Annotated in this window: 22 protein-coding genes; 21 read left to right on the top strand and 1 reads right to left on the bottom strand. The window is 43.9% G+C overall.

The features are described 5' to 3' along the window. The first annotated feature begins 29 nt into the window (after positions 1 to 29). The 18 genes from XZ46_RS17260 (at position 30) to XZ46_RS17175 (ending at position 22,337) form a co-directional block, all read left to right on the top strand. The gene (locus XZ46_RS17260) at positions 30 to 1,001 is read left to right on the top strand and encodes a hypothetical protein (RefSeq protein WP_048895154.1); all 972 of its coding nucleotides are present in this window, start codon (positions 30 to 32) and stop codon (positions 999 to 1,001) included. 69 nt (positions 1,002 to 1,070) lie between these two features. Continuing rightward, positions 1,071 to 2,192 (top strand): ARC6/PARC6 family protein, encoded by a 1,122-nt coding sequence (locus tag XZ46_RS17255; RefSeq protein WP_008051081.1) that lies wholly within the window; start codon positions 1,071 to 1,073, stop codon positions 2,190 to 2,192. 79 nt (positions 2,193 to 2,271) lie between these two features. After that, positions 2,272 to 3,738: a vWA domain-containing protein gene (locus XZ46_RS17250; RefSeq protein WP_048895153.1), complete on the top strand. Its 1,467-nt coding sequence runs from the start codon at positions 2,272 to 2,274 to the stop codon at positions 3,736 to 3,738. A 30-nt stretch (positions 3,739 to 3,768) separates the two neighbouring features. After that, entirely contained in the window at positions 3,769 to 4,158 is a 390-nt protein-coding gene (locus tag XZ46_RS17245) for a hypothetical protein (RefSeq protein ID WP_006624626.1), read from the top strand. Positions 4,159 to 4,170: 12 nt separating this feature from the next. Then, complete coding sequence (locus XZ46_RS17240) at positions 4,171 to 5,562, top strand: vWA domain-containing protein (RefSeq protein ID WP_006624627.1); 1,392 nt, start codon at positions 4,171 to 4,173, stop codon at positions 5,560 to 5,562. Between the two features lie 50 nt (positions 5,563 to 5,612). Continuing rightward, positions 5,613 to 6,164, top strand: coding sequence for a double zinc ribbon and FHA domain-containing protein (locus XZ46_RS17235; protein ID WP_006624628.1), 552 nt, complete (start codon positions 5,613 to 5,615; stop codon positions 6,162 to 6,164). 78 nt (positions 6,165 to 6,242) lie between these two features. Next, positions 6,243 to 8,168 (top strand): PP2C family protein-serine/threonine phosphatase, encoded by a 1,926-nt coding sequence (locus XZ46_RS17230; protein ID WP_228116366.1) that lies wholly within the window; start codon positions 6,243 to 6,245, stop codon positions 8,166 to 8,168. Positions 8,169 to 8,184: 16 nt separating this feature from the next. After that, the gene (locus tag XZ46_RS17225) at positions 8,185 to 10,305 is read left to right on the top strand and encodes a protein kinase domain-containing protein (protein ID WP_048895152.1); all 2,121 of its coding nucleotides are present in this window, start codon (positions 8,185 to 8,187) and stop codon (positions 10,303 to 10,305) included. Between the two features lie 1,396 nt (positions 10,306 to 11,701). Continuing rightward, positions 11,702 to 12,949, top strand: a complete 1,248-nt coding sequence (gene csx2, locus XZ46_RS17220) for a TIGR02221 family CRISPR-associated protein (RefSeq protein ID WP_008051068.1) — start codon at positions 11,702 to 11,704, stop codon at positions 12,947 to 12,949. Between the two features lie 58 nt (positions 12,950 to 13,007). Beyond that, a complete protein-coding gene (cas10, locus tag XZ46_RS17215; protein ID WP_008051066.1) occupies positions 13,008 to 15,323 on the top strand; it encodes a type III-B CRISPR-associated protein Cas10/Cmr2 in 2,316 nt (771 codons plus the stop codon). Continuing rightward, positions 15,320 to 16,039, top strand: a complete 720-nt coding sequence (locus XZ46_RS17210) for an RAMP superfamily CRISPR-associated protein (RefSeq protein WP_008051064.1) — start codon at positions 15,320 to 15,322, stop codon at positions 16,037 to 16,039. The genes cas10 and XZ46_RS17210 overlap by 4 nt, the downstream gene beginning before the upstream one ends. Beyond that, entirely contained in the window at positions 16,036 to 17,247 is a 1,212-nt protein-coding gene (gene csx10 / locus XZ46_RS17205; RefSeq protein ID WP_008051062.1) for a type III-D CRISPR-associated RAMP protein Csx10, read from the top strand. The genes XZ46_RS17210 and csx10 overlap by 4 nt, the downstream gene beginning before the upstream one ends. Beyond that, complete coding sequence (locus XZ46_RS17200) at positions 17,244 to 17,669, top strand: hypothetical protein (RefSeq protein WP_008051060.1); 426 nt, start codon at positions 17,244 to 17,246, stop codon at positions 17,667 to 17,669. The genes csx10 and XZ46_RS17200 overlap by 4 nt, the downstream gene beginning before the upstream one ends. Positions 17,670 to 18,002: 333 nt before the next feature. Then, on the top strand, positions 18,003 to 18,890 hold the full coding sequence (csx7, locus tag XZ46_RS17195; RefSeq protein ID WP_008051058.1) for a type III CRISPR-associated RAMP protein Csx7: 888 nt from the start codon (positions 18,003 to 18,005) through the stop codon (positions 18,888 to 18,890). A gap of 316 nt (positions 18,891 to 19,206) precedes the next feature. Further along, positions 19,207 to 20,151, top strand: coding sequence for an RAMP superfamily CRISPR-associated protein (locus tag XZ46_RS17190; protein ID WP_008051053.1), 945 nt, complete (start codon positions 19,207 to 19,209; stop codon positions 20,149 to 20,151). Continuing rightward, positions 20,148 to 20,591, top strand: a complete 444-nt coding sequence (locus XZ46_RS17185; RefSeq protein WP_008051051.1) for a hypothetical protein — start codon at positions 20,148 to 20,150, stop codon at positions 20,589 to 20,591. The genes XZ46_RS17190 and XZ46_RS17185 overlap by 4 nt, the downstream gene beginning before the upstream one ends. A gap of 2 nt (positions 20,592 to 20,593) precedes the next feature. After that, positions 20,594 to 21,601 (top strand): RAMP superfamily CRISPR-associated protein, encoded by a 1,008-nt coding sequence (locus tag XZ46_RS17180; protein WP_008051049.1) that lies wholly within the window; start codon positions 20,594 to 20,596, stop codon positions 21,599 to 21,601. Between the two features lie 79 nt (positions 21,602 to 21,680). After that, positions 21,681 to 22,337, top strand: a complete 657-nt coding sequence (locus tag XZ46_RS17175) for a hypothetical protein (protein WP_008051048.1) — start codon at positions 21,681 to 21,683, stop codon at positions 22,335 to 22,337. A 25-nt stretch (positions 22,338 to 22,362) separates the two neighbouring features. Here the strand turns inward: XZ46_RS17175 and XZ46_RS35050 are convergent, their stop codons facing one another. Then, positions 22,363 to 22,599 carry a hypothetical protein gene (locus XZ46_RS35050; RefSeq protein WP_162198541.1) on the bottom strand — a complete coding sequence of 79 codons (237 nt, stop codon included), beginning with the start codon at positions 22,597 to 22,599 and terminating at the stop codon, positions 22,363 to 22,365. Here XZ46_RS35050 and XZ46_RS17170 point away from each other — a divergent pair. From XZ46_RS17170 to XZ46_RS17155, 3 genes are all read left to right on the top strand, one after another. Beyond that, a complete protein-coding gene (locus XZ46_RS17170) occupies positions 22,550 to 22,882 on the top strand; it encodes a Txe/YoeB family addiction module toxin (protein ID WP_008051040.1) in 333 nt (110 codons plus the stop codon). The two genes, XZ46_RS35050 and XZ46_RS17170, sit on opposite strands and share 50 nt — an antisense overlap. 136 nt (positions 22,883 to 23,018) lie before the next feature. Further along, positions 23,019 to 23,309, top strand: coding sequence for a type II toxin-antitoxin system Phd/YefM family antitoxin (locus XZ46_RS17165; RefSeq protein ID WP_046320929.1), 291 nt, complete (start codon positions 23,019 to 23,021; stop codon positions 23,307 to 23,309). Between the two features lie 483 nt (positions 23,310 to 23,792). After that, positions 23,793 to 24,893, top strand: a complete 1,101-nt coding sequence (locus tag XZ46_RS17155) for a putative CRISPR-associated protein (protein WP_008051037.1) — start codon at positions 23,793 to 23,795, stop codon at positions 24,891 to 24,893. The last annotated feature ends 35 nt before the right edge of the window (positions 24,894 to 24,928 follow it).

Here is a 24,928-nt window from a genome sequence, read left to right as displayed (position 1 = left end):
ACTTGACAATCTCAGGATAACTGTATAAAATGGGTATCATAACAAAAACAAATCAGACCGTGAAATGCTTTAAATATCGCTTAGGTTTTTTCCTGTTGAGCGGTGGGTTATTGGTGGGCTGCGAGGCTGTCTCGGAGGTGTTGCCAAGGGAGGTATTAAACCATCTCCCTAAGGGTCTGACTAACTCGTTAGAATGTCCGGAGATGCCCCGTGGTTCTTTGTCGAATCCAGAGGCGATCGCCATAGATAGCCAAAACTTTCAAGGAACGGGAATTGTGCGATCGGGTGAGGATACTGGTTTTGTGTTTTCGGGTGAAAAAGGCAAACTATTAAGTTATCGCTATAATGAGGGAGTTTGTGTTTGGATTTACGCCCCAGATAACAGTTTAGTATTGGGTAATGAATTACCTCTTAATGGGAGGTATACGGTTCATGTCGCCTCACTCGGAGGAACCAGAAATTTCGAGATAGAAATGAGTTTGTCGGCTCCAGTGGCAGCAGTACCCCCACCGGCACCGGCACGGACAGCGACACCGACAGCGGCACCGGCACCGGCACGGACAGCGACACCGACACCGACACCGACACCGACACGGACAGCGACCCAGACACGCACATCAACGGCAAGACAAAGACCGGAAAGAACTGCCAATGATACTGGTCGCGCGCCTAGACCTCAGAGGCAAGAAACAGCGATCACACCCTTTAGGCGATCGGATTTTCCGAAATCAAGTTGTGGCGATCGACTGCCAACTAATCGGGCAGACTATCCAATTAGATTTTATCCGGTAAACGTTCCTGATAGTGAAAGTAACTTACAAAGAACAAAAGCGATTTTTTGTAGAGATGCCTATCGAAGATATCGTCATGCCAATGATGATTATCTGATTCAAGTTGCCTCATTTAACAGTCGTTCAAGGGCGGAGGCTTTTGCCAGAATGGTTAACGAACAAGTCTCAGGAGCAAGTGTTGGAGTAGCGAGTGTAATCAATGCACCTTGATTGAGACTGAATGAGTCGATAGCCCAGATCAACCCTATAAAATATATGGAAATCCGGGGATTAAATGCCATGATAATTAAGTTAAAGCTACTAATGCGGTTGTTCTCGATCCTATTTGTAGGAGGATTATGGGGCTGCGAGGCTGTCTCGGAGGTGTTGCCAAGGGAGGTATTAAACCATCTCCCTAAGAGTCTGACTAACTCGTTAGAATGTCCGGAGATGCCCCGTGGTTCTTTGTCGAATCCAGAGGCGATCGCCATAGATAGCCAAAACTTTCAAGGAACGGGAATTGTGCGATCGGGTGAGGATACTGGTTTTGTGTTTTCGGGTGAAAAAGGCAAACTATTAAGTTATCGCTATAATGAGGGAGTGTGTGTTTGGATTTACGCCCCAGATAACAGTTTAGTATTGGGTAATGAATTACCTCTTAATGGGAGGTATACGGTTCATGTCGCCTCACTCGGAGGAACCAGAAATTTCGAGATAGAAATGAGTTTGTCGGCTCCAGTGGCAGCAGTACCACCACCGGCACCGGCACCGGCACGGACAGCGACACCGACAGCGACACCGACAGCGACACCGACAGCGACACCGACAGCGACACCGACACGGACAGCGACACCGGCACCGACACCGACAGCGACACGGACAGCGACACCGACACCGACACCGACACCGGCACCGACACGGACAGCGACACCGACAGCGACCCAGACACGGACAGCGACACCGACAGCGACCCAGACACGGACAGCGACACCGACTCAAACTCAAACTTCTAGGAATTCTCCCCAGATAGACTTGACCCAGGAGCAAGCGGTAACGTTAGTGAATAGATGGTTGAGTTCTAAAGGGCGTATTTTTGCGGCTCCTTTCGATCTTCAGTTAGTTCGCCAATATACTTCCGGTCCTTTATATAAAAATATTACACAACCTAATGGTTCGATAGATTGGCTTCGCAAAAATAACTCGTATTACACCTATCGGGAATCAAAAGTGATCAATGTTGTTTCTTTTTCGGTTTCCGGCTCTCGTCCAGAATTAATCGTTACTGTCTACGAAGATCGAACATTCCATACACCAAGGGGAATTGATTCGCGTCTATCTGGTGCGAGTAAAGGGAACTATCGATATTGGTTTGTCAAGGATAACGGACGGTGGAAAATTTACGAAAGACAAGCAGTAAATTGATATGGCAATTGCTCCGGGGAATACGATGGCTGAGACTTGAAAATCAAATTAATTTCATTTTTTAAACTTGGAAACAACCATGATAAATATAACAATGATTACCAAAAAAATATATAAACCGCTGCTATTCGGAGTCTGTGGGGGAGCCGGATGTTTGCTGGGGGCGCTAATTTTCGGTGAAATATGGCTGTATCTAACTCGACAACCTCCGGGGTTTCTCACCAAGCCTAAAGCGGTGGTCCTGCTGATAGACACATCTGGAAGTATGAGCGGCCAAAAACTGCGGGAGGTGCAAACGGCGGCATCGGAATTTGTGAGCCGACAAAACCTGAAACGCCATGATTTAGCTGTGGTAGAATTTTCCAGCCGGGCGAGTGTGGTGGCAGATTTTACCCGCAATGAAACGGAACTACAACAGGCGATCGCTCGCCTTTCCGCCAGGGGAGGAACTAACCTCAGCGAAGGCTTCAACCTGGCAACTTCTGTCCTCCAAAATAGCGATCGCACTCCCAATATCTTACTCTTTACCGACGGCGTACCCAACAATCCGCCGATGGCCGCATCCATCGCCCAACAAATCCGAGCCTCTGGAATTAATTTGGTCGCGGTGGGAACGGGAGACGCACAAATCAACTACTTAACCGCTCTAACTGGCGATCCAGATTTGGTGTTTTATGCCAACTTCGGCGACCTTGATCGTGCCTTCCGGGGGGCAGAAAAAGCGATATATGGACAACAATTGGTCGAGTCGGATGAAAGCGGTAATTATGGCTTCTTTTTCGGTGTTTTTCGTATAGGCGTATGGACGGGATTTTTGGCGATCGGAACTTCCCTCGCCTTGATTGTCGGACAAAATTACACCCTGCGTCGTCGCCTCCTCTCTTTTCAAGAAGGGAGTTGGGGAGGTGGGGGTGGTTTGGTGGCTGGATTCGTCGGGGGAGCCGTCGGTCAAGTGGTGTTTCTTCCCAGTGGTTACCTTCCGGTTTTGTCGGTGGTGGCTCGGCTGACGGGGTGGACGGTACTGGGAACCCTCGTCGGCGGTGGAATGTCTCTATTTGTGCCTAATCTACCTCGGAAAAATGCGCTGATAGCGGGGTCGGTGGGAGGTGTTTTTGGTTCTTTAAGTTTTCTAATTTTTGAAGCTGTGACGGGGGTGATTTTAGCGCGTTTGGCAGGGGCGACGATTTTGGGATTTTGTATCGGTTTGGCGATCGCCTTGAGCGAACAATTTTATAGTTCCTTGTCCGGTTCTGTAGTGCTGTTGGTTCACTGGAATAACCAAGAATGTACGATGGTTGCTTTGGGAGAAAAGCCCATCGAAATCGGCAGTTCCCGAAATGCCCATGTTTACTTATCAAAAGATGCCGGATTTCCGGCAGAATTTGCCAAAATTTTCCTAGAAAATGGTAAAATTATCTTAGAATTTGACTCGGCTCTGTCACAGCATCCGAAATTTGGAAAAATGAAGCGATTTAGACAAGAACTAAATGATGGCGATCGCCGCCAGTTTGGAGATATTATATTGGAAGTTCAAGAAAGGCTTTAAATCAGGTATTATTTGATTAATTTTATGTAAATGGTTCAATATACACTTTACCTGTTAAGCACCAGTCAACCCGACCCGCATCCAGTATCCTATAATCTGAATATCAGTGAAAAGGAGGAAAACAACCCGGAGAGTATTTTTAATTCAAAATTGCGTGAAAAAATGCGATCGCAATTGCAACAACAAACCGCCTGTGCCCTGAACAATGCTAACCTCGAACAAATCATACAGACATGGCTAGAAGATATCCGAGAAGGCTATCGAACCACATCTCTCACGTTGGATTTACCTGCCCTGGAATTCGAGGAGATCCACCAAATACAAGATTCGGGCGATCGTCGAATTCCCGATTTATTCCCTCCCGATTTTTCGCAAATTGAACCCCAAGGCGGTGCTTTACCTCCCTTGGATTTTACCTAAATTTCACCAACCATGCTGAACGTTACTATCACCCCCCACTTAGAATTTCTCAATGCTGATAAAGCTGGACAAAAGCTATTTGTGATGCTGAAACTGCGACCTAATGCGGAGGTGTCCGCCAGTCGTCCCTCGACCACATTTAGCTTTGTGATCGATACCAGTGGCTCCATGTATGAAGTTTTGGAAGGGGAGGAGACTATACCCACAGGTAATAGTTATTTCCTGGATGGAAAGCAATATACACAAGTCACCGGGGGAAAAACTAAAATTGACCAGGTGATCGAATCCCTCGAAGGTCTGGTCAGTTCCGGCCAAGCTGACTCCCGCGATCGGATTGCATTAGTCCGGTTTGATGACTCCGCGTCGGTCCTGCTTCCCCTGACTGCATCGACAGATACGGCATCTTTGAAAAATGCGATCGGTCAACTCCGAAATTTCAGCGGCGGCACTCGCATGGCTTTGGGAATGGAAGAGGCTTTAAACATCCTGAAAAACTGCGATCTCAGCAGTCGCCGGACTCTCATTTTCACCGACGGACAGACTTTTGATGAAAGCGATTGTCGAGACCTGGCGACACAATTCGCTGAGGCGGGAATCCCCATTACAGCTTTGGGAGTTGGCGAGTATAACGAGGATTTGTTACTGTATTTGAGCGATCGTACTGGGGGCCGAGTTTTTAATGTTGTGGAAACACAAACCCACACCGGAACCACGGATATTCCTATTTCCGAACTTCCTAATACAATTTTTGAGGAAGTTCAACAAGCTCAATCGGAAGTGATCAATAACCTCAAGTTAAATATCAGCACAGTCAAGGGTGTCAAATTAGCACGAATTAGTCGCGTATATCCCGATAGTGCTGAAATTGCCCTGGATAAAAAGCCTTATTTAATTGGAAGTGCGATCGCCAATGATGACACGGTTTTTCTATTAGAATTTGACCTGGAAAGTCATAGCCAAGCCAAGGTTCGTATTGCCCAACTTGGTCTGACTTACGACATTCCGGGAAAGCAACGGCGGGGTGAACTTCCCCCCCAAAACCTAGTCGTTCAGTTTGTGGCAGGACAGGGAGGAAGCGCCCAAACCAACCCGGAAGTCATGGGATATGTGCAGCAGCGAAATATCAGTGGAATTGTCGATCGCGCCGCCAACCTCGCTGATCAAAATCCCGAACAAGCGGCAGAATTGCTGGAAACTGCCCGACGATTAACCGTTAAAATTGGCAACGACGCAATGGTTGAATCTCTCAACGTCGGCATTGAAGAAGTCCGCAAAACTCGCAAACTTTCTTCTGGAACCCGCAAAACCGTCAAAATGGGAGCCAAAGGTAAAACTGTGAAAATGAGCAACGATTCCGAACTGGGTCTTTCCGAAGACCAAATTCGCAATTTAACCGGATCATAAATGATTCCAACTCTCACTAAAATATTAGCCCTTTATTAGGAGATAAAATCATGTCTATTACTTGTCCAAGCTGTAGCTATGATAACCTGGATGATGCCGAATTCTGCGAGGTCTGTGGTACAGAATTGAACACTGCCACATCTGTGCCCGCACCCCCTGAACCTGTCAGTAATTCCAGCCCCGAACTTTTTCCCTTCACCCCTCCCTTTGAGGAAGTCGATCTTTTCCCCAAAAACGAACCCCTCACTTTCCCTACGGCTACCACTGCGCGTCTGGTCGCCAAACAAGCTAACGCACCTCAACCTGAATTTCGTTTAGATGGTGTGGCACTGGTGGGAGTTTTTGACCCGGATATGGGGCCGGTGGATATCGATTTAGAAAACTTTGCCGGGGGAGAAACGGTATCGCGCCATCACGGAGAAATTTACCCGGAAGCGGGTAATTGGATGATTAAAGACTTGGGTTCAACTAATGGAATTTTCATTAAACCAAAGGGTCAAAGTCGCTTCGGAGCGAGGATTACTAGCCCAACTTGTCTTAATCCCGGTGATGAGGTTGCTTTTGGAAAAGTTCAGTTTGTGTGGGCAAACTCTGAGTTTTAATTGACTCAATTAGGAGATAAAAAACTGGGATTATCTCCTGTCTTATGGTTCAACTTATACGGATTATTAAATGGGCTCGTGATTTCAGAAAATACCTGTTTACAAATCGGAGATTTTGTGGTAAGAGTTGCCGCCAACCTGGGTCAAAGCAACGATCGCATTCACTATTTTAAAGTAAGTCTGGAAAATGCAGGTAGTGAACATCCTCAACTGGGACTTTTGCGAGTGGGTTCGGCAACGGGTTTGTTGCAACAAGAATTACAATTGCGGGAAACCTTGGCGGATTATAGTTTGGTTGCACCCATACTCGCTCAAATCCAGGTTCCTGATCTGTCTAAAATTGTGCAAGAACCCTTGACAGAAGAAACCATCGAAGCTGACCATATCACCCCGGAATTAACTGCCCATCAAGACCACGAATTATCGACTTTATCGAGTCCTGATGGGTCCGAGGAAATCCCCGAAAATTCGGAGGATATAGAGCAGTTAACAAATGAAACAGAAACCGCCGCAGATCCGGCAGAAAGCATAACCGAAAATCAAGAAAATCAGACCCTAGAAAATACGGCGGAAAATATCACGGATAATCAAGATTTATATGAAGGGTCTGAGCCGGAGACAGATGAGGGAGAAAATTACCTGGAACCTGAATATTATCCTGAAGAAAATCTAGCGAGTGATGAAGGCGATCGCCTATTGGTATTGACCGAATTTCCCCATCCTGAGCGGGTATTAAGTCAGTGGTTAAAAAATAGTCCGAACCCCCTGGAAGTTTTAAAAGCGATCACGCCAATTTGTCAATTATTCTGGTATTTCCATCAACGTCACTGGTGTGCGATCGACATCAACCCAGATTGGTTAGAAATAGGTCAACCCATTCGCTGTTTTGACCTGACTGGCGTTTACCCAGAAGACACCCCAATGAGTTCGGGAGTCATGGGAAATTACTGTGCCCCCGAACTATCATCCCATCCTATTCCTAGTGAAAAAAGCAGCGTTTATACCATTGGTGCTTTACTGTATCATGGGTTGTATGGAAGAGAGCCAGACAGTGATTTTCTGGGTGTAAAAAAATGCGATATGCCCCATTTGTCACAACTGCTAACTATCTCCTTGTCCGCCATTCCTGATGAGCGTTTTTCCTTGTCACAACTGCGAGGTTTGGTCATCGAAACTCGTAAACTATTGGGGGGCGATCGCGTCAATTGGGAAATCGCCAGTGAATCTACCCTGGGACTGTCTCCCCGACGACTCCAAAATGAAGATAGCTACGGAATTGCTCAAATTAATCAAGGAGCATCTGAGCAGGTTATTTTAGCAGCTTTGGCGGATGGTATGGGAGGAATGGCGGCGGGTGAGGTAGCCAGTCGTTTGGCGGTGAAAACGGTTATTGATGGATTTCGCCAGGAAGAAGAAAATATTTCAAAAAACAGCAGCCAGTGGTTAATTTCTATTGTCGATCGCGCTAACTCGGTGGTATCTGAGGCGGTACATAATGGCGGAACTACGTTAAGTTTAGCCTTGATAGAGTCCCGAAAATTGGCGATCGCTCATGTGGGTGATAGTCGCATTTATCGGGTGAGTGACGGCAAAATTGAGCAGTTGAGTGAGGATCATTCTTTGGTGGCGCTGCTGGTCGCCAGCGGTCAAATTTCCGCCGAACAAAGCCTCGAACATCCCGATCGCAATGTTTTGACTAAATCCTTGGGCTCGAAACCCAATCTTTCCCCGGGTTACGTGCAAACGAAAAGCGATATTCAATTGCAAGATGGCGATCTAATTTTGTTATGTTCCGATGGAGTCTGGGATTTAATTAGTAATGAGGAATTTATCGAAATTTTTAGCCAATCTCAACCCTTGCAAACTGCGGTTAATGAAGCAATTAATTTGGTGCTAAAACGAGACGCACCCGATAACGCGACTTTGTTGGCATTACGATGCAGTATTACTCCCATTGCTGTTAAATTTAACAGAGTTGAACAATCCTCAAAAACTTTAATTTAATTGACGGTAACTAATTATGAGTAACATCTGTCCATCATGTGCCTATGACAACAGCCCAGGCGATCGCTTCTGCATGGCCTGCGGAGCTACTTTAACTCCCACTAGCACCACTACTACTCCCACTAACTCAGGACTGTATTTACCCACAGGTACATGGCTAAAACAGGGCAAATACCAAATCAAAAAATTTATAAGTCAAGGCGGTTTTGGGATTACATACAAAGGGATTTACTGCGCTAATTCTGCTACTGTAGCCATCAAAGAGTTGTGGCCAGAAAATGGATGCAGACAAGGCACATCTGTACTCTGGCCCTTATCAATTACCCCGGTTGATCGAAAGAAACAACTTCATGAGTTCCAATTAGAAGCTATTTATTTAAGTCGTTGTAAATCTCCTCATATTGCTAAAGTTTATGATTGCTTTGAAGAAAATTCAACTATTTATATGGTGATGGAGTTTATAGAGGGTTCAACTCTATCCAATCTGTTATTGAATAATCACCAACCCCTAGATGAGCCTCTAGTGATTAAGTATACCAAAACCGTCGCTGAAGCACTCACAATTGTTCACCAGCACAATTTATTGCATAGAGATATTAAGCCCGACAATATTATGATTGGCAGTGGCGATCGTGTCGTTTTAATTGATTTTGGAACTACCCGAGAATTTATCGCTGGAAAAACCGGAGATATGACCGTAATTTTAAGCAGAGGATACGCCCCATTTGAGCAGTATTCTAGCCAAGCCAAACGCTATCCCTCCACTGATATTTATGCCCTGTGTGCTTCTATGTACGAATTATTAACAGGAAAATTACCCGCCGACTCAGCCGATCGCGCCCAAGCTATTTCTAATAACTTACCCGATCCTCTAGTTCCCCCCCGACAACTCAACCCTAATATTAGCCCCTACATTCAAAAGGTAATATTAACCGGGTTAAAATTTCGGGTAAATGAACGCATACAAACCGCCCAAGATTTTATCGATGCCCTGGATGGTCAACTGATTTCTCCCCTTCATAAAACCGCCAAAACTTGTGTTAAAAAAGGCAAGTTAACCGATGCTGTCACCGCCTATCAAAATTGTTTAACTCAAGAACCAGACAACGCCGAAGCCCTCATAGAATTGGCGATTATATTATTATATCATCATAGCGATCGCGCTGATAGTATTGCCAGAAAAGCCCAGCAAATTCAACCCCAAGACGGTCGAATTTATGGCATTTTGGGGTTAGTTAGCTGTCGTAGCCAGCAGTGGAAACAAGCGATTCAACAATTACAGCATGGCATTAAACTTAGTCCAAAACAAGCCTGGATGCACGCTAACCTAGGTTGGGCATGGGGAAAAGAGGGAAACTGGCCAAAAGCGGATCAGACAATTCAACAAGCATTAAACCTAGATCCTAATTCTAGTTTTGCTCTGGGGGTTAAGGCTTGGATATCTTTCCATCTTCGCCAGTGGAAAATCGTAGTTCAGGCGGGAACCCAGGGAATTTTTAAATCTCAGCAGCAGCCCTCCTCGGTGGCGATCGCCCTAAAATCCTGGCTTTATCCTCTCACAATTGCCGCTTTAGAACGAGTGACAACCAACAAGTCTGGTGACATAACACGGCGACTGCAAGCCTTCACTCAACAAGTCCCCAATAATGCCTTGGCTTTAGGATTTAAAGCGTGGTATGAGTACCGTAAAAGTGATCATGTATCTTGTCGTCAAAGTCTCAATTTAGCAAGTCAGTGTCCGGAAATACCCGATTGGGTGATGAGAAATGGAGGTTTAATTTATGAACATCTGGGAGATTTTCAAAAAGCGGCTGATTGGTATAATAAAATATATCAAAAACAACCCAAAGATGCTTGGATTTGTTATCGTTTAGGGACAGTTTTAGCCGCCAGCGGTGAGTGGCATCAGGCGAAAAATTATTTGGAGAATGCAGTTAAATGCGATCGCAATTTGGCGGCAGCTTATCGAAATCTGGGCTGGGTTTTGTTGAATTTGCGAACTGCAGACGGTCAAGTTAAATCGCCCCGGGAGGTCTTAGTAGCCTATCGTCAGGCTGTGACACTGTACGACCGCCAAGACCCCCAGCAAGCCCAACATTTGCGCTCAAAGTTTCAGGCTATCAATTTGCCATTATAATAAATGGAAGGGGGCCCTTCCAGCGATGGTTATACTGAAAGGGTTGGTGCGAGACGTTGAGGAGTGAAATAGGGCTGCAATGCCTGAAATAACCTCCCAGTGGGACTTCCACTCCTTGGTGGAATATAAGGGATTCGCCACCCTGACCATCCCATAACTGTTTATATGTCCCGACGTTTGGAAAAATCCAAACAAGGCAGGGAACTCAAGGTCCTAGACAAACTGAGAAATCAGGGAGTAGAGAGTAACGGCGGTAGCCACCCCCAGTTTTGGGAATCACAACCCCAGGATTGAAGCGGGGAACGGAAGGCGTGAAGTAGAACCCACTACCAGATGCGACCACTGCCAACCACCCATGACTAAGGAAATCTGAATGTTCCGACTTGAACCATCGTCATCAGTAAGTAGCGAAATAGGTTGACACGCTGCGCTCAAAAGAGTATGGGGAAAAGTAGGAGTTTCAACTCACTACCTACACAGACCTTTAAAATTACCCCGGTGGATAGGACGAATCTAAAGATGGAATGCCCCCATAGATGGAACGTTTAAACCCCTCATTGGCTCTGCCTCACGGCAGAGCGTGAAAAGTGTAAGCGTATACCTTTAAGGGGAAAGGATGTGACTGAAAGCTAATGCCTAACTGTAATGGTTAGGATATGCCCACTAGTCACGGTGTGGATATAGAGACTGCAATAAGTAAGAGTTTAATGGCGAAAGCGAGTTGAAAGACTAACGCAGACATATAGCTTTGAAAGTTGAAGTCATCAAGCGGGGGGTTGTAGCCCTGTTCCTACTGACAATAGGGTATCCACATCAGGAGCCGTGTGCTGGGAAACTCGCAAGCACGGTTTGGAATTGGAGTTGGGGAAGGCAACTTCCCTTTCGACCATAACGGTATTTCTGAACATCTCCAATCGGACAAGCCCCCCAAGGGGGAGCGATCGCTCCTGTAAATGGCTTCTACACTGATATTAGAGGTAATTGATCAATTCAATTTTTCTAAATTTGCGTAAATTTAGTGGTTGTCGCTGATAGGTAGATAGATGATCAGCCCACCGGATGGCCATCTCTAACTGAGGATCACTGAAATGGGAGGATAACGTTTAGAAAAGTTTACAGTCAAAAAGTAGATTTGTGTTTAATAATAAGGAGATAACATTAGGCGTTTAAGCATTAAGTTCAAAATCGTAAAAGTGCCTCACTGTAAGGGTTATAGATTCTACTGACCCACATTTTGTAGCACCCTTTTTTAGAACTTTCGCCGCAGGAGGGGCGATTTTAGATTTTAGTAGTCAAAGGAGATGCGATCGGATGTTCTCAGATTAGATTTGACTGACAACCAAAATCCCCGGGTTTCAATTAGTTGATGTAGTTTTGTTACCATCAGGTTGGAAAAATGGCAAAAATTTTAATTTCATCCATCGGGACTGGGCCTAGCACTATCACCGAACAAAAAATTCGTCAATACAAAACCGCTAAATATGAAATAGACGGCAAATACTATGAAAGTAGTTTTATTGCATCTGTTTTGTACCAACACCTCAAAATAGATGAAGTCATTTTGATCGGAACGGTAAAATCAATGTGGGAAGCTGTTTATGAGCAGTTTTGCCAAGACCGGAACATTGAAATCGACTTTGAATATTATATTCAACTTTCCGAAATTGTTGAAAGTGCCAATCATAAAAGTGACTTAAACAGCATCCAACTCGGCAAGTTAGAAAAAAGTTTAGGAGATAAATCCAAGTGTATTGCCATCAAATATGGACTCAACGAAAGGGAGATTGAGGAAAACTTTAAGCGAGTTGTTGAATTGATTGATGTCCTTCAATCCGGCGATGAACTATACATCGATATCACTCACTCTTTCCGGTCGCTGTCTTTATTTCTTTTTCTAGTTTTGACATTTATAAATGATATAGCCAGCGAACTAAATGTCAGTATCAAAGGCGTTTACTATGGAATGCTAGACATTTCTCGCGAACTAAACTATGCACCAATTGTCAACTTGCAATCTTTATTCGACATCACCAGATGGATCAAAGGCGGTTATAGTTTACAAAATTTTGGCAATGGTTATCTGATCGCTTCTCTGCTTGCAGAACAGGGTGAAAAATCCCTGGCAAATTCTATTTCAAAACTTTCTGATACCCTGAATCTGAATTACATTCCCACACTTCGCCAAAATGCCACTGACTTAAAGCGAGAACTTGATGAGACAACAACTCAAACTCCACTTCAGTATCTGAAGCCGGAACTCGAACGCTTTGTCAAACGATTTTCTCGTCAGAATATCCCCGATAGCGAACTTCAACTCGATCTGGCTCGATGGTATTTTCAAAACAAACGTTACGCAACTGGCTATATTGCTTTAGTAGAATCCATTATTACCTATAGTTGTGAGGTTCAAAATATTCAGGATATAGCTAATCATCAAGAAAGAGAAAAAGGGAAAAATTTATTATCTAATAAAAAAAACACAGCTTTGGGTGAATTATACTTTAAAAAAGTCAATCCCATTCGCAAAGCCATTGCCCATGCTTCCCTCGAAGAGCGAAGGACAAATTTAAAAACAGCCATCGACAATGCCATGAAGTATTGCGATGAAGCAAGTCGAATTTTCAGAACTAAAACCTTTGGGTAATTCTCCATTCATCAGTTCCAATCATTAAATTTCAATTGCTAATATAATGTCCAATCCAATGTCTACAATTCAAGAAATCAAAAAAGACCTCAAAATCGCCCTAGTTTGGTGTTTGGCGTGGGGAGAAGAACTACAGCCCAAGTGCGATCGCCAACAACTAGAGACCGCAGTAAATGCACTGAGAAATAATGGCGAAGTCCCCCCAGAAGTAGCAGGTATTGTCACACAAGTTGAACATCTACAAAACATCCCTGATGATGATCAACCCGAAGATATTACCGCCTTAAAAAAACTGGCGGGGGATTTGTGGAATCAAACTACACCTATTGGCTTAGTTTATGGCGGTGTCACTAAGGTTAAAGGATATGTTTTTGAGTCGGCTAACTTAATGGAAATTCGGGGTGCTTCGGCAATTTTAGACCGGATTAATTTGATTGATTTACCGGCTTTTTTTGGACAACAAAAACCTGATAATGACTTAGAAGACTATCGCAGTCCTCGTGACTGGCTAAACCGAGAATTTCCCCAACTCTCTGATGCACTTATACCGGAACTGATTATCTATGCTACGGGTGGTAATATCCTCGCTTTTTGTCCGGCTGCTTATGTTGACACTCTCGCTAATGCTATTGAAAAACGATACACCCATGAAACTTTAACCGCTAATAGTTGTGCGGTGGGGGATAAGTTCAGACTTCTAGAAATTCGCTTTGGGATGCTGGCCCCAAATCTTGATGATACCCCTTGGTTTGATTGGTATAAAAAGCAAGTTAATAATCCTTTGGTTGAGGCATATTTTGGGAATCCTAAAGCTGATAATAGTGATGTTAAGAAATGCTTTTTTAATACCAAGAGTTTCAATGAATTAACTCGCAAATTAGCCATTAGGTTTAATCAGCGTCGGAGTGGGAATGCTACGGAAAATCGTCCAAGTCGTAGCTATCCCCCACATTTAGAAACCCATCCTTATTTAGTGCGAGATACTAACGATCGCACTTCCGCAATTGATACGGTGGAGGGACTTCCCAGTAAACCCAAATTTTCGGAACCTATAGCGCGAAAATATTTCATGGGTCAAGTTACTAAACGGGATGATACTAATCGCAACTGGTATCAAAGTTTAGGCTTGACTTGGCAACCTGGATATGTTAAAAGTTGGGTGAAAAAATTTGAAAACTATCTGGATGATTCCGAGAGTGAACACCAAAAATACTATGGAGGAAACCATTCTCGAAATGTGACTGAAAGTCGGAATATGGAGGAAATTGCTAATAGTAGCAATTACTTTTTAAGCATGATTTATGCTGATGGCAATAATATGGGTGGGTACATTCAACAAATTAAGACCCCAGAAAAATACCGCCAGTTCAGTCAAGATATTTTGGAAGCTACAGAAAAGTCGGTTTATTATGCTTTAGCTAAAAACCTGCATCCTCACCAGCTTAAAAATCTCCGAAAACCGGACAATCGAAAACGCGAAAATGCCTGGGTTCATCCCTTTGAAATTATTGCCATTGGTGGGGATGATGTGATGATTATGGTTCCGGCTAATAAGTCTTTAGCGATCGCCAAAGATATCGGCGAAAAATTTGAGGAGATTTTAGCAGCCAAAGGTAGGTATAATATTATTGAGAAATCTCCCGAACCTAATAATATTATTGAGAAATCTACCGAACCTAGAAAACCGGGGAATATTCATCGCTACTTAGCCGAAAATGCTACCCACTATGATAGCATTCTCAGCACCTCTATGGGAGTTCTGACGATTAAATATGATACCCCCATCTACTACGCTAATCATTTGGTTTCTCAACTGCTGAAATCTGCTAAGGAGAAGGCGAAAAAACTCAAAAAAGATTATCATTATTTTGGTGGAACTGTTGACATTTTAACCCTAAAATCTGTTACGATGATTTCATCCAATATTAAAAAGTTTAGGGAAGATGGATTAGTGGTTAATACCCAGCCAAAACTGAAACTTTATGCAGCACCCTATACTCTCCATGAAGTTGGGGGTTTGATTAAGACAATTCAAGCATTTAAAAAGGTGGACTTTCCGCGATCGCAACTTTATCAAATCCGTAGTTTTCTGGAACGGGGTAAACGGACGGCAATTCTCAATTATCGCTATTTTTGCGTTCGTTTAAAATCCGACAATCGCCGTATAATTAAAGACGATTTTGAGGATGCTTGGTGTTTACCACAAGATAAAAATAATAACGGAAACCTGGCTCCTTGGATGTCAATTGTTGATGACAAGACTACCATATATGAAACTCTGTGGCGAGAAATTATTGACCTTTATCCTTTCATTGAACTAGACTATCAATCTGAGTCTGAAAAACCCCAAGAAACAGAGGTAAGTAAATCATGATTAACCTTCAGTCTATTAACCCAGCGATCGCCTCTTTACCAATTACAGCCACCATTGATACAGCCTTGTGTGTGGGTGCGGGGGGTTCCTCTGGTTCCTTGGCGGATAAACCCATCGTCCGCACCGCCGACGGCAAACTGTTGATTCCGGCTTCTCAATTTAAAGGTCGCTTGCGCCATGAGTGCGAAAAATTAGCACGCAGTTTAGGATGGAATGTCTGCGACTCCCCCAAAGCTGAAACTATGTGTCCTCAAAGAAACGGATTTTCCGATGAAGAAGAAGCCGGGTTTCAGCATCAATATCAAGCTGATGACAATGGCGATTATCACTGTATTATTTGCCAAATTTTTGGCAACCCTAGCCTTCCTGCTAGTGTAGATTTTGATGATTTGGTGTGTAATGTGACCGCCGACAATTTGCCGGAAGTTATACGTCCGGGAGTGACGATTAACCGTAGCCGTCGCATGGCGGAGGACCAAAAACTTTACTTTTTGGAAACTTCCCCAGCTAACCTAAAATTAGAGTTTACTGGACAGATCAACATTTATCCTAATGTGACTCCCCAAGCACAACTTTTAATCTTAGCTGCTTTACATCATATCACGGCTTTAGGAGGGAGTAAATCTGCTGGGCTGGGTTGGCTAACTTGGCAAATTCAACCCTCAAATATTTCTCCAACGGAGTGGAAAAAGTTAATTCCTAGAGGTGCAGCATGAAGGAAATTAAATTGACGATTATAGCTGAATCACCCTTAGCTATTGGTCGCAAAAAACCGGGTTCTGTTAGTGAAGCTGCCGATTTTATCGCGGGTTCTGTGATTCGAGGTGCGATCGCTGGCTATTTACTGCGACTAAGTAATAATCAACCTCAGTCTGATGATGATTTTTCTCAGTTATTTGTTGATGATAATCCGGCGATTTTTGCTAATGCTTACCCAACCCAAAATCAAGCCGAGGTTAAACTTTTACCTGTCACGGCTGTTAGCGCCAAAGCTAAATCGGGATTTTTACCTGATAACTGCGGGGTTTTTGATACTTTAATAGATCGCTTTTGTGCGGAAAGTTGCGGACAACTTTATGATCCCAAATGTCCTAAAGACTTAGAAAATAATGGTGACGGACGAGTTGAACCTTTTAATGGTTTCTATATTTCCCATGGGAAACAGTATCAAAGCATATCCGCTTCTAAACGATTGTTAACCAGGGTGGGAATTAACCGCCGTCGCGCTACTTCGGAAGAACAAATCCTTTATAGTTTGGAGGTTCTCAACGAGTCCCAAGTTGTTGATCAAGTTCATCAGCCGAGTCAATATCAAGGCTCTATTTTGGTGGGTGATGACGCTTTGGCGAACCGACTGACTCAGTTTCTTAATAATCATGGCGATCGCTTTCGTTTAGGTGGGGGAGTTTCACGGGGATTAGGTCGTGTGAAATTGCAGGCAAAATGCGTTAATTGGCAATCCCAGACTAAGCAGCAAATAGACAAATTTAACAAAAAGTTAAAAAACCGCTTGGAAATATGGCAGAAGTTGTATAATGTCAGTACAGAGCCACATACCTACTTTACCATTAACTTAAAATCTGATGGTATTTTTAGGGATAACTGGCGACGAACTACCGTGATCACCCCGCAGATGTTGCGCGACTTTGGTGGCGTTGCAGACGACAGCTTAACCCTCCATGCGGCTTACAGCAGTTATGACTATGTTTCCGGTTGGAATGCCGCCTGGGGATTGATGAAAGATATCGATCTAATCACCACCAAAGGCAGTGTTTATCTATTCGGAACCGAGCAGATTGACACATGGTATAATGTGTTAGAAAAGATGGAGGCTCAAGGGATTGGCGATCGCACTTCGGAAGGTTTCGGTCAAGTGGATATTTGCCATGAATTTCACCATGTATTTAGGGAGAATGCCGTATGACTACCAGCAATTCAGAGACTCAAATTGAACTAAAAATTCAGCGCGGTATCCGCCAAGCTGAAGACCAACTGGTTATAGCTATTCAGGATGCACTAGATAAAACCCAATATGAAAATTTGGAAGAGTCACAATTTCGCAACCTGGTTCGCGTAGCAGATACCACCGATAGTACAGAGGTGATTAAAAACTTCTTACTCTATCAGGTGGGACGGGAAAGGAAATGGGGAAGGGGGAAAAATTCTCTCGCCGATCGCATTATTTACGACATTGATAAAACCCTAAAAACGGCAGCAGAAAATATTGGCAAATCGGTCAATCGCAAAAATATCAATAGTATATGGCTGGAGTTGATTCGCCGCTATTTAGGTTATGGCGCACGATATCTCAAGTATAAAAACGAAATGAAAAATTCCAAATCTTGATAGTTTATTGACTCTACTTTTGCCAGCACCATGAGAGTATCTATCCGGTCTGATTGGATCACCTTGAGTGATTTTCTGCCACTCCCAAAAACCAAACCTGTGAGGGAATACATTAATGGTAAAATTTCCCTAAAACCGATGTCAAGACGACTACTAACCTGGCTAGGGACAGAAATTAATTTTTACAGCTTGTTCGGAAATCTTACTAAACATTACCCTCACCCTAAATCCCTCTCCCAGGGGGGGATAGGGACTTTGAAGGCGTATTGCATGATTACTGAAAGGGATGTAGTTGTTTGAATTTTGGTTAACGTTATTATTGTAGGTGTTCTTATGTTTGCTAGATTCAAAAACCGCTTAGAAATTACAGGAATTCTCCATACTGTAACCGCTTTACGGGTGAGTGCGGGACGTTCCCTCGAACCCATTGGCTCTGACCTTCCGGTGATTAAAGATGCTTTGGGTCGTCCGTTGATTCCGGGATCGAGTTTTAAAGGTGCTTTACGATCGCGTCTGGAAAGTTTTTTGCGGGGGGTTTTTAGTGAGATTGATGCTGACCAATTGCGTCACTTGGTCGCTAACCCGGCTAATGAAAATGAATGGTCAATTACATCCAAAGAAATGCAAGGTTTCAAAAATAGTGATTATAGCGATCGCCAACTAACTCAAGTTATTATCGAACATACGGATCTGGTTTCTCTGGTATTCGGTTCTCCCTGGTTGTCCAGTAAATTTCAAGTGCGAGATTTAACCATATTTGACCCCGAAAATAATTGGTTTGGTCAGTATCAAGAAAGGGATGGAGTCGCTATCGATCGCGATACGGAAACGGCGGCGGAAGGGAAACTTTATGATTTCCAAGTCGTCCCCGCTGGGACTCCCTTCGAGTTTAAAGCTGTAGTGGAAAATGCCGAAGAGTGGGAATTGGGGTTGTTAATGGTGGGATTACATCAATTTGAAACGGAACAAATTCCCCTCGGTGGAGGGCGATCGCGTGGTTTAGGAGTGGTGAGATTAGACATTGATAAAATGCAATGGGTTAATCCAGATAATCCTGAAGAATTACTGGAATATTTGGAAATGCTAGTTAATCAGGATTTGAGTTTGTATGAACTCAATGAAGATGAACAACAGGGTTACAAACAATCCTGGACAAGGGCGTTAATTGATAAACTCAGAAATGTGCGATCGCAACACTTGACGGAAACCAATGCTGTTTAATTGAGGATACCCTATGACTGCGACCCAAGAAACCAAAACCAAACTAACTTTTAGACGGTTTATTGAACAGTTACCTGATCTGGTACCGAACCGGGTCGCTACCCCGATATTACCGTTGTTGATCGGGATATTTGGGAAGCGTACCCCACCAGTTATTCAGCCTTGTTAGAACCACCGCAAATGGTTGATGAAAATGGACTGTATAAAACCAACGCCTACCGAGAAAGCGATCGCCTTATTTCCCCCACCTTTCCTGAACTGCAAACCACAGTATCAGATATCTTTAAATCCTAATTAATCGACCAAGGTTAAACTCATGCACAAAAGATTTGTTAATCACTGTACCATTGACCTGAGTATTTTGCCCTTGGGTCCCCTGTTAATTAAATCCGGTAAAGAGGGAGCAGACCCCACCAAGCCGGATATGGAATTTGTAGAAACCTACCATCAAGGGGGGCGCACAGTTTACCTTCCCGGAAGTAGTTTAAAAGGGGCAATTCGCGCCCACGCTGAACGCATAGTCCGCACCGTCGGGGAAGATAAACGCCCCCAAAATCCTGATACACTTTGGGCGAATGACCCCCTAGATTTGAATGCGAATAAGTATCTGGACAACATTACTAACCCCGCCGAAATTTATCGCCATTCCTCATTTACCGATCGCCTTTTTGGGAATACTGCGATCGCCAGCCGTTTACGCATTGAGGACGCTTACCCCACCAAAGAACATCCCCTAAAACTCGAAGAAAGAAACGGAGTCGCTATCGATCGCGTTTTCGGTTCCGTCGCGGTGGGTCCCTTTAATTATCAAGTTTGTACTGCGGGGGAATTTCGCACTAAAATTCACCTGAAAAACTTTACTTTAGCACAATTAGCATTAATCGGTTTAGTCCTGCGGGATCTTGATGATGGATGGTTCGGTTTAGGGTTTGCTAAATCTCGCGGACTGGGAACAGTAGACGTTAAACTTAACTCCGCCGTGGTCAGTTATCCCGGTTGTATATTGGAAGGCGATCGCATTTGTTTGCTGGGTTCTGATAAATCTTGGGAACGTACCCAACTACTCGGCGCGGGCGTATTTTTAACAGAAAATCCCTATCATTTTCCTACTGATGATCAAGTTGAAATTTCAGTGATTACGGAATTAATGGAGTTAGGTTTTGGAGTCAAACAGACCTGTACAGGAAGCGAACAGGTTAAAGACTTATTTACCAAATCCGTTCCCAAATGGCGTAAATTATTGGGAGGTGTAGCCGCATGAGAACAGCTTTTGTAGGGACAAAAAACCAGGTTTCTGCTACGGCATTACAGGCTTTAATTCAGGAACTTTCTAAGGCGATTTACTTTGGTCGCACTGTAGATAAGGTTAGCGGATTTTGCCAGAATTTTGACCCGGAAAAACTTGCCCCAACCGGACAGGTTTTTAACCAAACTGCCGAAATTCGGTGGCAACAGAAAGGCGATAGTTATGATATACTATGGTTAGGAATAGAACCCGCACAATTGCCCCCAGGATTTACTGCCATGGAGGGGGATTGGTGCTGTGACCTTCAGGATTTACAGGCGAAAGTGTATCCGCCGACCGAAACTAAACTACCTCGCCGCCTGCGTAATTTACCGGATGAAATCGATATCAAACAGCGATATTTTCGCGATCGCCAAACTGCCACTATCCACTTTACCGCATTAACTTATCAATAATTATGGCACCTCCTAATCGACGACCAGACAACGCCCCCCAAGTTCCCAAACCTTACGAGTTTGTAGAATTTCCCCCTAATGCTCCGACCTTAACTTCTCCAGCCGGACATCATAAGTATTTAAAAAACCGAATTCATGGGATTTTGCACCTACAATTAACCGTAGAAACTGCCCTGCATATTTCCACGGGAACTGTGATGATGGGCAGGGATTTGGGACAGTCTAAAATTCCCCTAATTAAAACCATGCAAACCGGCAATGAAAAACTCACCATTCCCGGTAGTTCTTTAAAAGGGGTGGTGCGGTCAATTTATGAGGCTATTACCAATAGCACATTGGCGGTAGTAACTAACCGATATAAAGATAAAATGCCACGAAATCGGCTACCTTGTGGGAGTAAAGAAAAACTCTGTCCGGCTAGTCGAGTATTTGGTGCTTTGGACTGGCAAGGATTGATTAGTTTTCAGGATGCGAGATGCGTTAAAAAAGGATTTGCACCGGGTTTTATGCCTTCCCTATACCGTCCCCGTCCCGACCAACGGCGCAAATATTTTAACCCGGTATCTCGGAAGTTTTATTATCACGCTATTAAAGCAGTGGCGGGAGGGGAAAAAGGCATTCCTACTCAGCAAGCCGCCGCACAATATACCTTTGAGACTCAACTGCAATTTATGAACTTGACCCAAGCCGAATTGGGAGCGCTTTTAGCTTCTTTGGGGCAGGATAAAGATTATCCATTTTCCTTAAAAGTGGGAGCGGGAAAACCTATCGGCATGGGAACTATGACGGTGAAAATCACGCAAATTCAAAGAACTGACTCAATGCGCGATCGCTATAGCGATTATAACACAGAGCCGCCCAGTTTAACAGGTTCTGAATTGCAAACTTTTATTAAACAAGCGATCGCCGCCGCGCACCAACAAAAACTGCTGGAACTTCCCCAGTTAAAACAACTGCAAAAAATCCTCGCCTATCCCACCAACCGGGAAGCGCCAGCGGGGATGTATTAACCAAAGCGGATGGGTTAATTATTACTAATCCCTAAATACAGCGATTAAGCAATTCCTGACACCCCCAGAAAATCACATCATGGTAACTTCAACTTTAACCGATTATTCTCTCTCTGAACGCCAGTGGCAACTCGCCCACAAAGTAGCCATCGATTTAGTTCTCGATAATGCTGATACTAACGAACTGGGAAAAGCCCTGTCTTATTTGCGGGAAATTCAACAGGAACCCGATGCCGGAAAGCGGTTTTTAGCATACTTAGAAACCCTAGCCAAACAAGGCTATCGCATCGGACATAGCAAAAGAACAAGCGAATATTTTGCCAGCATGGAAAGTGTTTGTAAACAGCACCTTCAGGGAGAGTTAGAAAACGGTGCCACACTGTTAGCAATTATGGGTTGGTCGTTTCGTTTGATGCGCTATTACAAGGAAGGTGTCCCCCCAGAAACCATCAGACAAAGGGGGGATGAAATAGAAGTGACAGAGGGTAAGTCCAAACGCCAAGAAGAAATCGAGGAAGCGATCGCAAACGTTGATATATCTGTGGGTAGTAAATTAGATGCAATAGTAACAGGAATTAAGGGAAATAAGGTGACTTATGAAATGCTGGGTACAATTCGCCTGACTCAGAAGGAACCCAAAAAGGCCAGTTCCCTGTCTGAGGGTCAAACTATGCGGGTAGAGATTATCGAGTTAAAGGATGATGGGACAATTAAGAAAGTTAAGTTGATTGACTGATGGCTTTGGGTTGAATGCTACTGATCTACTGAGGCTTGAGTAGATCAGAGCGAAAATCGGGATTTGAAAAATATTTCACAAAACACTTGACAAAACCTAGAATCCAGGTGATGATGGTCACATAACCATTACAGGCACGCGAAATGGCTACAAAAAGATCTAAAAGCGCGCAGCGAAACCAAAAATCGCTAAAGCGCGAATCAGAAAGTTCAATGCACACCGCATCCCCCACGGCAAACAATCCTCCCCAAAGTTCAATCAAAAGCAAGTCTCACGACTGTTCACCGCGTTTATCAGTCTTTGACCCTCAGTTCCTGGAAGATTTAGAATACTGGGTTAGCCGAGATACCAAAAAAGCGACAAAGGTACTCAAACTTGCTAAAGCATCGCTACGAGATCCCTTTACAGGAGAAGGCCACCCCGAACCCCTAAAATATTTGGGCCCAAATATTTGGTCCCGTCGAATTAGCGAAGTTGATCGACTGGTTTATATGGTAGAACACAATGTGATCCACTTCCTGCAAGCTCGATATCACTACTCGTAATTTATGTTTAAGCTGGAAGCTGAAACTCATGGTTTTGGCTTCCGGCCCGGTTCCAGTTGTTAATTTACTCAAAAAGCTAACTTTATGGAAGTTGTATAGCAAAGAAATTTTCGGAATATCACAGGATATGAACTCTATGTCTATAATCAAAAAGGATGTTTACACTTACGCGGAAGCGTCTCAGAACTTAGGATCAATTTGCGATCAAGTTATCCTCACTCGCAGAGAAGTTGTCATTAAACATCCAGACAAAGAAGATATCGCTGTTTTACCTGCTGTGGAATTGGAAGAGATGAAAGAATCCTTGCATTTGCTGGGTTCTCCTCGAAATGCGTCGCGTTTGTTTGCAGCCATTTCTCGCGCTCGATCGCAATCACTTCCAGTTGGTAACATTGACGATCTGAGCAAAAGTCTCGGCTTGGATTAATCGGTTTGGGGTAGTCAGTTTTCTAATAATTTCCCCGATGGGGACGGAAACTTAAATCCGTGAGATGCTGTGCTGAGAACTTTCTGATTCAATGCACCATCTCTTTCCCCGCAAGGGGACAATACCTAAAAGTAAATCCCCCTGAATGTTCGCTAAAATGGGGGAGGTTGGCGATATTAAATTAGGTCAAAATTACCTAGGATATCCAGATGTGCTTTAGTGCAATTTAAAAACGGTTTGTGCTGCAATTACAGCCTTTCCCGTGATTATTAAGTGTAGCTATTCACAAGCCCTTTTTACCCCCTTCGACAGGTTCAGGGAACAGGGAGGAGGGGAGTTATATCAAAGTCCCTATCCCCACCTGGGAGAGGGATTTAGGGTGAGGGCTATACTAGCTATTTTGCCGGAAATTAACATCAGCTTGCAGACCAAAAACTGGCTCTAATTTAACCCTAAACTCCCAACAATAAATCGGAGATAATCATGAGAAATACACTCATTTGCACCGTGGGAACTAGCCTGCTGAATAACCTAAAACGCTCTGATGATGCGGCTATTCAAGGGGCTTTTAATGCCCAAAACTGGAAACAGTTATCCCTTCTGCTGCTGGAACGTAGGAATACCGATCGCCTTTGTGGGGCGGAAATTAACTCGATCGCCAGTATTTGTGATAAGGGCTTTTTGGCAGACCGCAACCGTCTGATATTTTTGGTATCAGATACTGATGATGGCAGAGCCATGGGAAATCTGCTGAAACTCTATTTTGATTATACCAGAAATCCCCTCAATTTTCAACAGGTTGAATATCGAGTTTTGACCGGACTGCGTGATGATAGCGTCCAGGATTTTCGACAAAAAGGCTTGAAAAATTTGGTTAAGGAAATTAGCACCGAGGTTCGCACGTTTTCCCCGGAAGCGATCGCCATTAATGCTACGGGTGGATATAAAGCCCAAATTTCCTTCGCGGGAATGATTGGACAAGCCCTAGGAATTCCGGTCTATTACCTATTCGAGAAATTTTCCGAAGTCATCGAACTTCCCCCCCAACCAGTCGCCCTAGATTTAGCTTTTTGGCTGAACAACTATTTACTGTTTGAATATCTGGAAACTGAACAAACGGCTGAAGTCTCCCTAGTAGAATCTGACATCGACGACCCCTATTTATCATCTTTGATAGACCGGGAAGATGATTTGATTAGTTTGTCGGCTATGGGGGTGCTATTTAATGAGCGATCGCGCCTACAATTCGCGAAACAGGAAACGGCAATTTTAGCGCTAATTCCCCAAGATGACACTAAACCCGAGGCGAAAAATATCAGTTTGCGAGATGACCATGGCAAAGATGTATTGATGGCTTTTTCTCAAAAAGTTTGCCGTTCACCCTATGTCAAAAAGATTGTCAATTCTCTGCCTTTTAACCCTCATCAAAAAACACCGATTCGCCGCACCTACCCCAATGGGATTGTGGAGTTTGTGCTAACTTGGACAGATGCGGGTTATGGTATTTGCATCCAGACCACGGGACGAAATCTCGCGGAAACCAATACCATTGCTATTCATCTCCAACAGGAATTTAGCCAGTAAATTCACGTTGTAAATCCCATCGATTTAAGCGGGGG

The organism is Limnospira indica PCC 8005 (assembly GCF_000973065.1).
GTDB classification, from domain to species: Bacteria; Cyanobacteriota; Cyanobacteriia; order Cyanobacteriales; family Microcoleaceae; genus Limnospira; species Limnospira fusiformis.
This window is presented reverse-complemented; position numbering and strand designations above follow the sequence as displayed.

Bases quoted from the DNA above. Each gene is read 5' to 3' on its own strand.
- XZ46_RS17200 (WP_008051060.1), top strand. From the start codon at position 17,244: ATGACTACCAGCAATTCAGAGACTCAAATTGAACTAAAAATTCAGCGC.
- XZ46_RS17260 (WP_048895154.1), top strand. From the start codon at position 30: ATGGGTATCATAACAAAAACAAATCAGACCGTGAAATGCTTTAAATAT.
- cas10 (WP_008051066.1), top strand. From the start codon at position 13,008: ATGTCTACAATTCAAGAAATCAAAAAAGACCTCAAAATCGCCCTAGTT.
- XZ46_RS17225 (WP_048895152.1), top strand. From the start codon at position 8,185: ATGAGTAACATCTGTCCATCATGTGCCTATGACAACAGCCCAGGCGAT.
- XZ46_RS17255 (WP_008051081.1), top strand. From the start codon at position 1,071: ATGATAATTAAGTTAAAGCTACTAATGCGGTTGTTCTCGATCCTATTT.
- XZ46_RS17245 (WP_006624626.1), top strand. From the start codon at position 3,769: ATGGTTCAATATACACTTTACCTGTTAAGCACCAGTCAACCCGACCCG.
- XZ46_RS17165 (WP_046320929.1), top strand. From the start codon at position 23,019: ATGTCTATAATCAAAAAGGATGTTTACACTTACGCGGAAGCGTCTCAG.
- XZ46_RS17250 (WP_048895153.1), top strand. From the start codon at position 2,272: ATGATAAATATAACAATGATTACCAAAAAAATATATAAACCGCTGCTA.
- XZ46_RS17170 (WP_008051040.1), top strand. From the start codon at position 22,550: ATGCACACCGCATCCCCCACGGCAAACAATCCTCCCCAAAGTTCAATC.
- XZ46_RS17190 (WP_008051053.1), top strand. From the start codon at position 19,207: ATGCACAAAAGATTTGTTAATCACTGTACCATTGACCTGAGTATTTTG.
- XZ46_RS17210 (WP_008051064.1), top strand. From the start codon at position 15,320: ATGATTAACCTTCAGTCTATTAACCCAGCGATCGCCTCTTTACCAATT.
- XZ46_RS17155 (WP_008051037.1), top strand. From the start codon at position 23,793: ATGAGAAATACACTCATTTGCACCGTGGGAACTAGCCTGCTGAATAAC.
- XZ46_RS17235 (WP_006624628.1), top strand. From the start codon at position 5,613: ATGTCTATTACTTGTCCAAGCTGTAGCTATGATAACCTGGATGATGCC.
- XZ46_RS17185 (WP_008051051.1), top strand. From the start codon at position 20,148: ATGAGAACAGCTTTTGTAGGGACAAAAAACCAGGTTTCTGCTACGGCA.
- csx2 (WP_008051068.1), top strand. From the start codon at position 11,702: ATGGCAAAAATTTTAATTTCATCCATCGGGACTGGGCCTAGCACTATC.
- XZ46_RS17180 (WP_008051049.1), top strand. From the start codon at position 20,594: ATGGCACCTCCTAATCGACGACCAGACAACGCCCCCCAAGTTCCCAAA.
- XZ46_RS17175 (WP_008051048.1), top strand. From the start codon at position 21,681: ATGGTAACTTCAACTTTAACCGATTATTCTCTCTCTGAACGCCAGTGG.
- csx10 (WP_008051062.1), top strand. From the start codon at position 16,036: ATGAAGGAAATTAAATTGACGATTATAGCTGAATCACCCTTAGCTATT.
- csx7 (WP_008051058.1), top strand. From the start codon at position 18,003: ATGTTTGCTAGATTCAAAAACCGCTTAGAAATTACAGGAATTCTCCAT.
- XZ46_RS17240 (WP_006624627.1), top strand. From the start codon at position 4,171: ATGCTGAACGTTACTATCACCCCCCACTTAGAATTTCTCAATGCTGAT.